13 protein-coding genes are annotated in these 12,719 nt (G+C 69.0%); 6 read left to right on the top strand and 7 right to left on the bottom strand.

Annotated elements, in window-relative coordinates:
- Positions 1-114: 114 nt before the first annotated feature.
- The 5 genes from creC to ACV229_RS23180 all read right to left on the bottom strand — a co-directional run bounded on the left by creC (position 115) and on the right by ACV229_RS23180 (position 4,929).
- Complete coding sequence (gene creC, locus ACV229_RS23200) at positions 115-1,569, bottom strand: two-component system sensor histidine kinase CreC (protein WP_448085439.1); 1,455 nt, start codon at positions 1,567-1,569, stop codon at positions 115-117.
- Between the two features lie 16 nt (positions 1,570-1,585).
- On the bottom strand, positions 1,586-2,314 hold the full coding sequence (gene creB / locus ACV229_RS23195) for a two-component system response regulator CreB (protein ID WP_448085438.1): 729 nt from the start codon (positions 2,312-2,314) through the stop codon (positions 1,586-1,588).
- A gap of 181 nt (positions 2,315-2,495) precedes the next feature.
- On the bottom strand, positions 2,496-2,969 hold the full coding sequence (locus ACV229_RS23190; RefSeq protein WP_448085463.1) for a VOC family protein: 474 nt from the start codon (positions 2,967-2,969) through the stop codon (positions 2,496-2,498).
- Positions 2,970-3,200: 231 nt separating this feature from the next.
- Positions 3,201-3,914 (bottom strand): SDR family NAD(P)-dependent oxidoreductase, encoded by a 714-nt coding sequence (locus tag ACV229_RS23185; protein ID WP_448085437.1) that lies wholly within the window; start codon positions 3,912-3,914, stop codon positions 3,201-3,203.
- 109 nt (positions 3,915-4,023) lie between these two features.
- Positions 4,024-4,929: a sterol desaturase family protein gene (locus ACV229_RS23180; protein ID WP_448085436.1), complete on the bottom strand. Its 906-nt coding sequence runs from the start codon at positions 4,927-4,929 to the stop codon at positions 4,024-4,026.
- 391 nt (positions 4,930-5,320) lie between these two features.
- On the opposite strand from ACV229_RS23180, the gene ACV229_RS23175 reads away from it, so the two are divergent.
- The 6 genes from ACV229_RS23175 to ACV229_RS23150 all read left to right on the top strand — a co-directional run bounded on the left by ACV229_RS23175 (position 5,321) and on the right by ACV229_RS23150 (position 10,896).
- Complete coding sequence (locus tag ACV229_RS23175) at positions 5,321-6,454, top strand: hypothetical protein (protein WP_448085435.1); 1,134 nt, start codon at positions 5,321-5,323, stop codon at positions 6,452-6,454.
- Between the two features lie 111 nt (positions 6,455-6,565).
- Positions 6,566-6,859 (top strand): EF-hand domain-containing protein, encoded by a 294-nt coding sequence (locus tag ACV229_RS23170; RefSeq protein ID WP_448085462.1) that lies wholly within the window; start codon positions 6,566-6,568, stop codon positions 6,857-6,859.
- Between the two features lie 45 nt (positions 6,860-6,904).
- Complete coding sequence (locus ACV229_RS23165) at positions 6,905-7,618, top strand: response regulator (RefSeq protein WP_448085434.1); 714 nt, start codon at positions 6,905-6,907, stop codon at positions 7,616-7,618.
- Positions 7,618-8,964 (top strand): ATP-binding protein, encoded by a 1,347-nt coding sequence (locus tag ACV229_RS23160; RefSeq protein WP_448085461.1) that lies wholly within the window; start codon positions 7,618-7,620, stop codon positions 8,962-8,964. The genes ACV229_RS23165 and ACV229_RS23160 overlap by 1 nt, the downstream gene beginning before the upstream one ends.
- A gap of 344 nt (positions 8,965-9,308) precedes the next feature.
- Positions 9,309-10,082 carry a DUF4410 domain-containing protein gene (locus ACV229_RS23155; RefSeq protein WP_448085433.1) on the top strand — a complete coding sequence of 258 codons (774 nt, stop codon included), beginning with the start codon at positions 9,309-9,311 and terminating at the stop codon, positions 10,080-10,082.
- A gap of 139 nt (positions 10,083-10,221) precedes the next feature.
- A complete protein-coding gene (locus tag ACV229_RS23150) occupies positions 10,222-10,896 on the top strand; it encodes a dihydrodipicolinate reductase (RefSeq protein WP_448085432.1) in 675 nt (224 codons plus the stop codon).
- 56 nt (positions 10,897-10,952) lie between these two features.
- Here ACV229_RS23150 and ACV229_RS23145 read toward each other — a convergent pair whose 3' ends face one another.
- Entirely contained in the window at positions 10,953-11,762 is an 810-nt protein-coding gene (locus ACV229_RS23145; protein WP_448085431.1) for an SDR family oxidoreductase, read from the bottom strand.
- Entirely contained in the window at positions 11,759-12,592 is an 834-nt protein-coding gene (locus tag ACV229_RS23140) for a molybdenum cofactor biosynthesis F family protein (RefSeq protein ID WP_448085430.1), read from the bottom strand. The genes ACV229_RS23145 and ACV229_RS23140 overlap by 4 nt, the downstream gene beginning before the upstream one ends.
- Between the last annotated feature and the right edge of the window lie 127 nt (positions 12,593-12,719).

Here is a 12,719-nt window from a genome sequence, read left to right as displayed (position 1 = left end):
GCTGACGGTACCGGAGTGGAAACAGTCCGTGCAGCATGAGCGTGCCGGGTGAAGCGCGGTTGAAGTCGATGCGAAGCCGATGTGAAGCGAAGGTGTGGCGAACGTGAAGCGCGCTCAGTTCGGCGACGGCAGCGTCAGCGTCGCGCACGCGCCGCCTTCCGGCCGGTTCGCGAGCGCGATCTCGCCACGGTGCAGCATCGCGACCTCGCGCACGAAGCACAGGCCGAGGCCCGTGCTCCGGTCCTGGCCATCCGGCCGCGGCAGCGAATAGAACCGCTCGAACACGCGCGACAGCGCATAGTCGGGGATGCCGGGACCGTCGTCGGCGACGCGGACCACGGCGACGTGCGCCCTGCCCGCCCGCTGCCGCTCGATCGCCACCCCGATCGTGCTGCCGGACGGCGCGAAATCCAGCGCGTTTTCCAGCAGGTTGCCGAGCGCCTGGCGCAGCAGGAAAGCATCGCCTTCGACGATCGCCGTGTCCGCGCCCGTCTGCGACCGGTCGAGCCGGATGCCCACCCCGCGCTTGCGCGCGCGCGGCTCCGCATCGTCCAGCAACTGTTCGAGCAGCGGCAGCAGCGCGACCGGCTCGCGCACCGACAGGCGCTGCTTCTGCTCCACTTCGGCAAGCGCGAGCAGCTTGCGGATCATCTGTTCGAGGCGGCCCGTCTGCCGGCGGATGTTGTCCGCGAAGCGCCGGCGGTTCGCGACGGGCATGTCCTCGTGCAGCAGTTCGGCCGCGCCGCTGATGGCCGCGAGCGGGCTCTTCATCTCGTGCGTGAGCGTGTGGATGTAGGTCTCGACGTACTGCCTGTCCTCGAGACGCTGATGCATGGTCTCGACCGCGCGCCCCAGTTCCGCGAGCTCGTTCGCGCCCTGCAGCGGCATCACCGCGCGCTCGCCCGCGGCAATCGTGCGCGCGTAGCGCTGCAGCCGGCGCAATCCGACCACGAGCCACCACGTGCACGCGACGCCGATCAGGATCGCGCCGCCCATCAGCAGCGCCCCGTACAGCATGATCTTGCGCTGGCTGCGTGCGATGAACGGCGCCACGGCCTGGTTCGGCTTCGCGATGGTCAGCACGCCGATGATCGCGTTTCCTTTGCGGATCGGCGCGGCGACGTGCATCACCGTGCTGCTCTCGTCGTTCGGATCCGAGCGCGTGCTGCGCGCGCCGTACTGGCCGCGCAGCGTCCGGTACACGTCGTTCCAGCGCGAATAGTCCTGGCCGACCGCGGCGCCGGCCGAGTCGTAGCGCACGATGCCGTGCGCGTCGGTGACGTAGATGCGGTAGCTGATCGTGTCCTTGCGCATCCCCCACACGTTCGCGCCGATGGGGCGCGCATGCTGCCTTTCCAGTTGCCGCGCAAACGCGCCGTCGCCGATGTGTCCGCTCGCCAGGTCGTCGGCGGCCAGCGCGGCCAGCACCTGTGCCGTGTCGACCAGCGTGTCTTCCATCGCTTCGCGCACGCCGGGTTTGACTTCCTGCACGAACACCCGCAGCGTGATCAGCGCGGCGAGGCCGACGATCAGGAAGAAGCCGAAGAAAATGCGCAGGCCGATGTGCATGACGAAATCGCAGCGGTCAAGGTTGCAGCGAATAGCCCATCCCGCGATGGGTGCGAATCGGGTCGCGCGCCGGATCGATCGCGCGCAGCTTCGCCCGCAGCGTCTTGATGTGCGTATCGACCGTGCGGTCGGCCGTGTCGATCGCCTCGTGCCAGACGAGGTCCATCAGTTGCTCGCGCGAATAGATGCGGCCCGGATGCCGGACGAAAAGCGCCAGCAGGCCGAACTCGTAGCGCGTCAGGTCCAGCGTATGGCCGAGCCAGGAAAGGCGCGCGCCGTCGGTATCCAGTTCGAAACCCGGTGCGGCAGCCGATGGCACGTTCGCCTGTTGATGCGACGTCGGCGACGGGGGCGACGGGGGCAGCGGGAGCGGCGGCCGGCTCAGGCGGCGCAGGATCACCCGCACCCGCGCGGCGAGCTCCCTGGGGGAAAACGGCTTGACCACGTAATCGTCCGCGCCGATTTCCAGCCCGACGATCCGGTCGATTTCATCGTGCCGCGCCGTGAGGAAGATCACCGGGACATCGGAAAACGTGCGCAGCATCCGGCAGACTTCGAAGCCGCTGATGTCGGGCAGGCCGACGTCGAGCACGACGAGATCGAAGCGCGCGTCGCGCAGGCGTTCGAGCGCCGCCTGCCCGAGCGTGCAGTGAACGGTCTGCATGCCGTCCGTGCCGAGCGCGTAGACGATCGTGTCCGCGATCGCGCTTTCATCTTCGACGACCAGGATATTGGGCTGATTCATTGTTTCGGGTTCTGTCGCACAATCCGGTCCGCCATTTTACGCACGGCGCCGGCAGGCGGTTAATACCCAACGTCGACGACTGCCGCCCCGTCCCGGTCCCGAACACGCGAGACGGCTGTCTGCTTGACGCGAGCAAGCCCGACCGGCGCCCTGTCGCGCAGACGACGGACAGGAATGCCCGTCAATCCGCTGCCCCCGCATAGGCCGCCTTCAGCGCGGCGACGTCGAACTTCGTCATCTGCATCATCGCTTCGGCCACGCGCTTCGCCTTTGCCGGGTCCGGGTCGGCCATCATCGGGATGAGATCGTTCGGAACGATCTGCCACGAGACGCCGAAGCGGTCTCTCAGCCAGCCGCAGCCGTCGGCCGAGCCGCCGCCGTCGAGAAGGGCGCTCCAGTAGCGATCGAGTTCCGCCTGATCGGCACAGTTCACCAGCAAGGAAATCGCGTGGTTGAACGACTCGCCGCGTTCAGCGCTCATCGCGAAGAACGGCTGCCCGAAGAGCTCGAACTCGACGAGCTTCGTGGAGCCGGCGCTCGGCACCGGCGTGACCCGAACCACGCGCGAGTCCGGAAAGATGCCCGCGTAGAAAGCGGCGGCCTCCTCGGCCTGCGTGGCGTACCAGAGAAATGGCGTGATCTTCTGAATCGACATGGCGAAGCTCCTGTCTGGGTTGGGCAAATGCGGCGGCAAGCTGCATGCCGCCATCGCGACGACGGAGGAAAGCCAACAAAATGTACACGCCGAGGCCGAATACTTCACACTTTTTTGTCGGCTTCACCCATGTGGATACGACCCCGGTTGACGCGCCGTTCCGGGCCTCGATCGAGCACCTGGAAACGGCCGTGCGTGAATGGCAGGTCGTGCTTGCGGATTCAAGCCGCGCTACGCGACCTGCCCGCTCACCGGAATCGTCGCGCCGCGGATCGCCCGCGCATCGGCCGACAGCAGGAACGCGATCGTCGCCGCAATCTCGTGCGGTTGAACCCACTGCGTGAAATCCGCGTCGGGCATGTCCTTGCGGTTCTGCGGCGTGTCGATGATGCTCGGCGCGATCGCGTTGACCGTCACGTCCGTCTCGCGCAGTTCCGCCGCGAGCGCTTCGGTCAGTCGCGCGACGCCCGCCTTCGCGGCCGCATACGCGCCCATGCCGGGCCCCGCGCGGAGCGCCGCCCCCGCGCCGATGTTGACGATCCGCCCGGCCGGACCACTCAACAGATGCGGCAGCGCCGCTTTTGACGCATTCAGCGCCGTCTTCACATTCAATTCGTACATCCGGTCCCAGGTGGCCACGCTGCCGTCGGCCACAGTTTCCCACGCGAATGCGCCCGCGATGTTGAGCAGCGCGTCGAGCCGGCCAAATTCGCGATGCACGGCGTCAAGTGCGTGACTGGCAGCCTGCGCGTCGACGAGATCCACGCCGCCGATGCATTGCGCGCCGCCGATCCCGGCGGGCAGCGCGTCCGCCGCCGGAGCCGCACCGCGTCCGATCAGCGCGATGCGCGCACCGCGCGCGCCCAGCCACGCCCCCGTCGCGAGGCCGAGCTGGCCGAACCCGCCCGTGATTGCGATTACCTTGTCAATCGTGCCGGTTTCCATCGATTCCACCTCCTTTGTCGATTCATTGCAGCAGCGTCGTGCGCGACGCGTGCGGAGACGCAAGCATACGGCCTAACGCAGGTGACCGTCCGCTAGTCCCCCGCCGCGTTCAGCCCTCCGTCCGCACGGTCGCGAGACTGCGCTTGCGCAGCGCTTCCGTCGTTTCGGCCTCGTTGCCCGGCCGCCAGCCCGGCGGCATCAGCACGTAACGTGCCGCGGTCAGGAAGCCGCGCGCGGTCGCGACGTCGCGCGCCAGACTCGCCCAGTGCTCGAATTCGACCACGAACGGATTGCGTGAGCGCGTCGGCGTGACGAGCCCGAAGCGGCACGGTTCGTCGGCACGCTCGGCGACATAGGTGCCGAACAGCCGGTCGAACACGATCAGCACCCCGCCGTAGTTCGCATCCAGGTAATCGAGGTTGGACGCATGATGCACGCGATGCGCGGACGGCGTGTTGAACACGGCCTCGAGCCAGCCAAGCTTCGGTATCCACGTGTTGTGCAGCCAGAACTGGTACAGCAGGTTGAACGACAGGATTGCGAACACGGCTTCCGGACGCACGCCGAGCCAGACGAGCGGCGTGAAGAACATCGCCGCGCCGGCGAGCTTGCTGGTCCAGCCGAGCCGGAACGCCGACGACAGCGTCAACTGGTTCGGCGAATGATGGACGGCGTGGGTCGCCCAGAAGAACCGGATCCGGTGCGACGCGCGGTGATACCAGTAGTAGCAGAACTCCTGGCCGACGAACACGAGCAGCGCGAGCGGCACGCTGTCGAGCCGGATCGTGAAGAGCCGGTGTGTCCACGCGAAATCGAAGATCGGCGCCGCGAGCGACAGCGGCACCAGCGCAAGCAGCTTGCGCCCGGCGAGATCCGCGAGCGACAGCCAGACTTCGTGCCAGTCGAACGGCGCGGCCTGCCGGCTGCGCCGCCACGTGAGCACGATTGCCTCGACTAGCGAGACGGCGACGATGAACAGTGTGACGAAATACGCGAGTTTTCCTGTCGTGAGCATGATGGGTCATTCCTTCCGTTGAATCGGGACGCATCGCGTGGCATGCACCGCCCGTGCGTCGAATGAAGGCCACTGTAGTGCTGCGATACGGGAAAAACCACGCGCGAATTATGTCGCTGCATGTCACGGCGATGCGGGCGCATTCGTTGCCCGAATGCTCGCCCGCGCTCCCGTGGCGCCCCGTTTCGCGCGCTCGCATGCCGGCAGGCGCGCCACGCGGCGCGCTTGCGTCGCCGGCACGGCACGCGCATGCAATCTGCAGACCGACGCGCGCCCGCCGCGTGTAACAGCGCGACATCTTTTATGACGAGACGCGCGTGCATCGTCGCCCTAAAGTTCGTCCCGTCGACACGCCACCGCGTGTTCCGGAAACGAATCGAAAGGACAACCGATGAAATCCCGTCACCTCGCCAGCGCCGCCGCGCTCGTCTGTCTCGTCAGCACGCCCGCCTTCGCCGGATGGTCCGGCCACGGCACCGCGTACACCCCGCGAGGCGTCTACAACGGTGCGCACTACGGCACGTGCGGCGGCGGCAGCTGCTCGCATGCGGGCGGCGTGATCGGCCCGGCCGGCGGCATCGCGACCAACACCGGCACCGTCACGCGCACCGCGCCGGGCCAGTTCTCGAACAGCGGCACCGCCGTCGGCCCCAACGGACGCTCGGTCCAGCACAGCGGCGACACCAGCTGCGCGGACGGCACCTGTTCGCATACGGGCTCGCTGACGGGTTCGGACGGCCACAGCGCGACGACGTCCGGCAGCGTGACGCGATCGGGGCCCGGCCAGTATTCGTCGACGGGCACGATCACGGGCGCCAACGGCAACAGCGCGAGCCACACGGCCTCGACCCAATGCGCGGGGTCGACCTGCTCCCGTTCGGGCACCGTGACCGGCACGGACGGTGCGAGCGTCACGCATTCGGGCAGCGCGACGCGCGTCGCACCGGGCGTCGTGACGACGGCGGGCGGCACGACGGTCGTGCACGGCGGCACGGTCACGACGGGCGGGACGACGGTGATCCACGGCAGCACGGTGGCGACCGGCACCGTTGCGGCAGTCGGAGCCACGGTAGCCGTCGCGCCGGCACCGGTGGTGGTTGCGCCGCCGCCGGCCGCGGTTGTCGTCGCGCCCCCGCCGCCGGTGGCGAGTCCCGTCGTCGCAGCGCCACCACCCGCGCCGGGCCCGGTGGTCGTCACGCCCGCGCCGGGCGCCGTCGTGGTGACGCCGCCTCCGCCGCCGAAGGTCGTTGTCGTCGCGCCGCCCCCGCCGCCTAAAACCGTAGTCGTCGTGCCGCCTAAAACCGTAGTCGTCGTGCCGCCGCCGAAACCTGTCTATGTCACGGCCGCACCGAAGGTGGTGTATGTGACGCCTCCGCCGCCCAGGGCCCTGTATCTGGCCCCGCCGTTGCCGAAGGCCGTGTACGTCGCGCCGCGCGTCGCGTACGTGACCCGTGCGCCGCGCGCCGCCGTCTGGGTTCCGGGCCACTGGGCCGGCCGCGTCTGGATCCCCGCGCACTGGGCCTGACCGGGCATCAGTCCGGCATCCCGGTCGTCCCCGTCCTCACGTTTCATCCGTTTCATCACCCGCCCGCCGGCGCGGAACGCCGGCCCTCTCAAGGAGAAACCCATGAAGTCCATCAAGAAGATGATTGCCCTCGTCGTTTTGTGTATTGTTTCAGCAGCGGCCTCGGCGCAGGATGTTGCGCCGCGCGCCCGTGCGGGCGCACGCGTCGAACGCGCGATCGCGCAACTGGAGACCCGCTTCGCCACCGCGAACACCACGCACGACGGCAAGCTCACCCGCGAGCAGGCTGCAGCCGGCATGCCGATGGTCGCGCAGCATTTCGACGAGATCGACACGCAGCAAAACGGTTACGTGACCGTCGCGCAGATCGAAGCCTTCATGCGTCAGCGGATGGCGTCCCGGTAACCTCGGACAAAAGACCGATCGCGCGCGCAGCGCCGGAGGCAGCCGATGGAGCAGACAGCCAGAATCATCGTGCTCGACGACGAAGCGGAGCTGCGCAACATGCTGCAACGCTTCCTGACCGGGCACGGCTTCCAGGTCCGCGCGGTGGCCGACGGCAAGCGGCTCGACCGCCTGCTGCAGCGCGAGCCTCACGATCTTCTGGTGCTCGATCTGATGATGGAGCCCGAGGACGGCCTCAGCGTGTGCCGCCGCCTGCGAGCCGAAGGCCACACGCTGCCGATCCTGATGCTCACCGCGAAAGGCGACGCCGCGGACCGGGTCGTCGGCCTCGATACGGGCGCCGACGACTATCTCGCCAAGCCGTTCCTCCCCGACGAGCTGATCGCCCGCATCCGCGCACTGCTGCGCCGCCAGAAGATGGCGGCGGGCGAACCCACCGTGACGTCGCAGCGGCTGCGCTTCGGCGACTTCACGTTCGACGTCGGCCAGCAAACGCTGACGCGCGACGGCTCGATCGTCGAGGTTCATTCGGCCCAGATGCTGCTGCTGCACGCGCTGGGCTCGTCGCCGAACCGCGCGGTGAGCCGCGAGAACCTGCTGGCCCGCGCGCGCGGCCGCGACCACGCCGCGCTCGACCGCAGCGTCGACGTGCAGATCCTGCGGCTGCGCCAGATCGTCGAGGACGATCCCGCGAAGCCGCGCTTCATCAAGACCGTCTGGGGCGTCGGCTACATGCTGGTGGCCGGCATCGAGCCATGATGCGACGCCTGCTGCCGCGCTCGCTGCTGTCGCGCAACATTGCGCTGCTGGTGGTGCTCGTCGCGCTGTCGCTCGCCTGCTCGCTCTTCGTCCTGCTGCATTACGTGCAGCGCCCGCGCATCGAGCGCGCGTCGATCGTGTTCGCGGACTACGTGCTGCTGCTCGACCGCACGCTCGCCGGCATGCCGCCCGACGCGGGCCGTGCGACGGCCGCGCGGCTCGGCGCGCAGGCCGAGCCGCCGCCGGCCGACCCGCCGACGCCCCCGAACCTGCTGCACGTGTTCCGGACCTGGCAGCGCGACGTGTTCGTCGAGGCGGCCAAACGTCACTTGCCGCCCGACCTGCCGGTGCGCTGGCAATCCGGCGACGAGGACCGTCTGTGGATTCGCCTGCACGCGGCAGGCACGCCCGTCTGGGTCGCGCTGCCGATGGCGGCCGATGCCCAGGCGAGCGGTATTACGACAGCCATCGCGCTGTCGCTCGGCCTCGCGCTGCTCGCAGTGCTGACGGGCTACCTGCTGCAGCGCCACCTGAACCGGCCGCTCGGCGAGCTGGCGCGCGCGGCGCGCCGCGTGAGCGCCGGCGAGCGGGCGCCGCCGCTGCCGACCGACGGGCCGACCGAGATCGCGCAGGTCAGCCGCGCGTTCAACCAGATGACCGATGCGCTGCAGCAAGCGGAAACGACGCGCGCGCTGATGCTGGCCGGCGTTTCGCACGATATCCGCACGCCGCTCACCAAATTGCGCCTCGCGATCGCGATGGCGCTCCCGCGCGGCACCAACGACGCATTGGTGGCCTCGTCCGATGCATATCTGGACCAGATCGACACGATCCTGCAGCAGTTCATGGACTATGCGGGCAGCGGCGAGCGCGAAGCGCCGCAGACGGGCGATCTCAATGCGCTGGCCGGACAGCTCGTGGCGGACTTCGCCGGGCTCGGCCACGAATTCGCGTTCGAAGAAGGCGCGGTGCCGCCCTTCGCGTTCCGGCCCGTGAGCGTGATGCGGCTGCTGATGAACCTGATGCAGAACGCCGTCGTCTACGGCCGCACGGGCCTCACGGTGCGCACGTGGGCGCAGCATGGCACCGCCTATGTCGCGGTGTGCGACCGCGGCACCGGTATCGGCGCCGCGGAACTCGAGCGGCTCAAGGCGCCGTTCAGCCGGGGCACGAACGCGCGCGGCCATGCCGGCGGCACGGGGCTCGGGCTCGCGATCGTCGAGCGCATCGCGCGCCTTCACGGCGGTGCACTCACGTTCCGCGACCGTGAAGGTGGCGGACTCGAAGCGGTCGTCGCGCTGCCGCTGAATCCGCCCGGTCATGCGTCATCGCGCTTGCCGGCTTGAATCTCGCTTGGCTGCTGATCCACTTGCCCGTTACCCGCTTGCCCGTTGCCCGCTTGCCCGCTTGCCCGTTGCCCGCTTGCCTGTTGCCTGTTGCCCGTTGCACACTTGCCCACTTGCCCGCCTGAATCCCGCCTGCCCCCACGCCGCCGGGCGCGTGACATGAGTCGACATAATTTCCGCGTGGCCCAGCGCGCCGCGCCCCCGCATACTTGCGCCTGAGCGTTGCGCCATTGCACGGAAGCCCGTGCGATGCCAATCGCAACACGACGATACCCGATAGTTCGCGATCCTGATCATGTCGGAAATATCGGCAACTTCAATCCGGCCAAGGATCTGATCTCGACATGAACGTTTCCCTCCCCTCTCTCGCCACCCGCGTCGCCACCCGCGCCAGACGTCTTTCCTGCGCGGCCCTGCTCGCCGGCACGCTCGTGATGACCGGTTGCGCATCCACGCAGGGCGGCATTCAGGCAGCCGGCCCACTGCCCCAGGTTCGCGCAGACGTCGTCTACGTGTCCGCGTTCGACGTCGCCAACGACGACGTCAAGCTCGACGGCGGCATCGCCCAAAAGGTGATGGCAATGGCGAGCGGCATGTCCGCCGACGCGCAACGGCAGCAGACCGCGCTGAAGGCCCGCGAGCAGCTCGCCGACGCGCTCGTCAGCGAACTCGTGTCGCAGGGCGTGCCCGCGATGCGCGTCGACGGCGCGGTGCCTGCCGGCCGCGACGCCTTGATCGTCGACGGCCGGTTCGAGACGATCGATGCGGGCAATCGCCGGCGTCGCGTACTGATCGGACTCGGCGCGGGCAAGAGCGAAGTGGGTGCGTCGGTGACCGTGCTGTTCCAGCCGGCGCACGGCACGCCGCGGCCGCTCGTCACGTTCGCCGTCAACGCGGACAGCGGCCGCATGCCCGGCATGGCCGAGACCGCGGGCGTCGGTGCCGCGGCCGGCCGTCTCGCGACGTCGGCGGCGGTCGGCGGCGGCCTGCACGGCGTGTCGGAAGCGAAGCACGATACGGTGTCCGCGGTGACCGGCAAGCTCGCCCGTTCGATCGCGAAACAGCTTGCGGCGACAAGCACGGCGAACGGGTGGCTGCCGACGGTTTCGGCAGGCTGAACCGCCGGCGCCAGCGGCACGAGCCGGCATCCGGGCATAATGCCGGGAGCCGGTCGGGCCGTTGCGCGGCGCGCCGTTTCAGCAGATGGCGCGCAACGGGCCGGCCGGATCGATCATCGACCCTCAACCGATCAAATACATGCAAGTGCTCGTCGTGGGATCCGGCAAGCTGGCGACCGAGTTGCTCCGCTCGCACAAGCTGGACAGTACATACCAAGTCATGCCGTGGCCCGCCGACGGGCACGTCGACGCCAGGTCGATCGTCGTGCACGCCGGCTCGGGCCGCACCCTTCCCGCGGTGATCGCCGCATGCCAGGCAACGTGCTCACCGCTCATCGAGCTGTCCACGGGCTCCGAGCTCGAGACCGGATCGCACGACTTCCCGGTCGTGCTCTGTCCGAACACGAACATCCTGATGCTCAAGTTCATGAGCATGCTGGAAACGAGCGGCCACCTCTTTCGCGATTGCGCGATCAGCGTCGTCGAGTCGCATCAGGCGACGAAGACCTCGGTGCCCGGAACCGCCGTCAGCATCGGCCAGTCGCTCGGCTTGCCGCCTGACGCGATCCGCTCCGTGCGGGACCCCGCGGTCCAGCGCGACGCGCTTCGCATCCCCGACGACGAACTCACGCGCCATGCGTACCACCAGATCCGGATCGACGACGGCGCATGCAGCCTGCAATTCGAATCCCGCGTGTACGGGGCGTCGCCTTACGCGGACGGCGTGTCGCGCATCGTCGAAGCCGTTCGTCGCCACGATCTCGACAACCGCCGTTATTCGATCATGGAGTTCATCGGGAACGGCTGGCTGTAGTGCGGACGCCGGCATCTTCATTGCCGGCGCCCGCGCACGGCGCGTGAAACCCGCCGTCACGGTTCCCCGAGGACCACCCCGCTCTCCGGCAGCGTCGCACCGCCGTCGACGACGATCGTCTGCCCGGTGATGTACGCCGCATCCGCGGAGGCGAGAAACAGCATTGCATTCGCGATGTCTTCCGGCTCGCCCATCCTGGCGAGCGGGATATCGTGCGCGATCCGCGCCGCGATCGCCGCATCGCCGAGATTCCCCGCGGCCGGCGTGCGTATCATCCCCGGCTCGACGCCATTGACCGTCACGTTGCGGCGCGCGAGCTCCAGCGCGGCCGCGCGAATGAAGCCGTTCACGCCCGCCTTCGACGCCGCGTAGTGCGCAAGCCCCGGATACGCGACACGCGGCCCGGTCACCGACGACGTGACGAGGAGCCGCCCCGCGCGGGCACGCAGGAACGCCGGCAACGCCGCCTGAGCCAGCCAGAACAGCGCGGACAGGTTGACCGCCAGGGTTCGCTCGAGCAGCGCCTCGTCGATCCGCGCGAACGGCGTCAGCGGGAAGTACGCGGCGTTGTGAACGACGACGTCGAGCCGCCCGCCGTCGCGCTCGACCGCCGCGACGAGCGCATTCAGTTCGTCGCGGCGCGCCGCATCGACGCGATAGGCGCGCGCCGTCCCGCCCGCGTCGGCAATCGCCGATGCCTGCGCGGCGGCAGCGTCGCGATTGAGGTCGGCCAGTGCGACGATCGCGCCCGCCTGCGCGAACCGGCGCGCGATCGCCGCGCCGATGCCCTGCGCGGCCCCGGTGACGAGCACGACGCGCCCGGCGAAATCGGCGCAGAGACGGCCGCTGCCGAGCACGGCGCTCATTGCCCGTCCTCGCCGTCGAGCGGATGAATGGTCTCGTTCAGCACGCGCGCGTGCGCGCCGACCGGGAAATTCGACAGCGAGCCGAAGTCGCCGCCCTGATAGCCGAAGATCTTGCCGTCCGTCTTGCGCTGCGCGAGGTCGATCAGCACGACGCCGAGCGTCGGGATCACCTTCTCGCGCCATACGAACAGATACAGCGCGTCCGCGAGCTTGATGTAGTGACAGCGGTCCACGTCCGCGAGCCCGCGCTCGACGCCTTCCAGGCACTGCCACGCGTAGAAGTTTTCGTTCAGGTAGATGTGCTCGTAGCATTCGGTCGGGCTGTAGCGGTACATCGTCCGCTTGCCGATCAGCTCGCGGGTCGGCGCATGCAGCGGCCCCGGCCGCGCATGGCCGCCGAGCGTGCCATGGCGGAACGCGACGTCGACGCCCGTCAGCGGCAGCCCCCGCGCGACGCGCGTGAACGCGTCGACGTGCGTGTCCGCCTCGGTCGGCAGCGTGCCGGTCACCGATGTCCACACGCCGTTTTCCAGGTCGATCACGAGGCTCACCGACGTGGCGCGCGCCGCCGAATCGACGTAGTCGACGAAGTACAGCCCCTTGCGCAGCCGCGTCACGCGGCACGGCTCGCGGCCATGTGCGCCGGTCGCCGCGTCGCGCCATTGCAACGCGCGCGGCTCGAACGCATAGATGCGCGATGCGCCGGATGCATGGTCGAGCGTGAGCGTCCGGCCCGCGAGCGCGTCGACCGTCGCGAGGATGTTCGCGTCAGGCGCAAAGCCGTCCGCGAGCGCGCCCACCTGAATGAATACCGGATCCTGTCGTTCCACCTGCCGTCTCCCGTGCAGCTTCAGGCCCGGCGGGCCATGTACGCTGCTCAGGCACATGGTGCGGGTTGCGCGCGGCGCGCGGTATCGGCCGAAAGGATGAAGGGCGCGCGCCGCCGGAACGCGCTAA

The sequence above is a fragment of the Burkholderia sp. MR1-5-21 genome (assembly GCF_053427715.1).
The sequence above is the reverse complement of the archived record's forward strand: the minus strand, read 5'-3'. Positions and strand labels throughout refer to the sequence as shown.

What these genes read in the sequence shown, in the direction of transcription:
- ACV229_RS23155 (WP_448085433.1), top strand. Translation starts at nt 9,309, where the DNA reads ATGAACGTTTCCCTCCCCTCTCTCGCCACCCGCGTCGCCACCCGCGCC.
- ACV229_RS23165 (WP_448085434.1), top strand. Translation starts at nt 6,905, where the DNA reads ATGGAGCAGACAGCCAGAATCATCGTGCTCGACGACGAAGCGGAGCTG.
- ACV229_RS23185 (WP_448085437.1), bottom strand. Translation starts at nt 3,914, where the DNA reads ATGGAAACCGGCACGATTGACAAGGTAATCGCAATCACGGGCGGGTTC.
- ACV229_RS23150 (WP_448085432.1), top strand. Translation starts at nt 10,222, where the DNA reads ATGCAAGTGCTCGTCGTGGGATCCGGCAAGCTGGCGACCGAGTTGCTC.
- ACV229_RS23160 (WP_448085461.1), top strand. Translation starts at nt 7,618, where the DNA reads ATGCGACGCCTGCTGCCGCGCTCGCTGCTGTCGCGCAACATTGCGCTG.
- creB (WP_448085438.1), bottom strand. Translation starts at nt 2,314, where the DNA reads ATGAATCAGCCCAATATCCTGGTCGTCGAAGATGAAAGCGCGATCGCG.
- ACV229_RS23145 (WP_448085431.1), bottom strand. Translation starts at nt 11,762, where the DNA reads ATGAGCGCCGTGCTCGGCAGCGGCCGTCTCTGCGCCGATTTCGCCGGG.
- creC (WP_448085439.1), bottom strand. Translation starts at nt 1,569, where the DNA reads ATGCACATCGGCCTGCGCATTTTCTTCGGCTTCTTCCTGATCGTCGGC.
- ACV229_RS23180 (WP_448085436.1), bottom strand. Translation starts at nt 4,929, where the DNA reads ATGCTCACGACAGGAAAACTCGCGTATTTCGTCACACTGTTCATCGTC.
- ACV229_RS23175 (WP_448085435.1), top strand. Translation starts at nt 5,321, where the DNA reads ATGAAATCCCGTCACCTCGCCAGCGCCGCCGCGCTCGTCTGTCTCGTC.
- ACV229_RS23190 (WP_448085463.1), bottom strand. Translation starts at nt 2,969, where the DNA reads ATGTCGATTCAGAAGATCACGCCATTTCTCTGGTACGCCACGCAGGCC.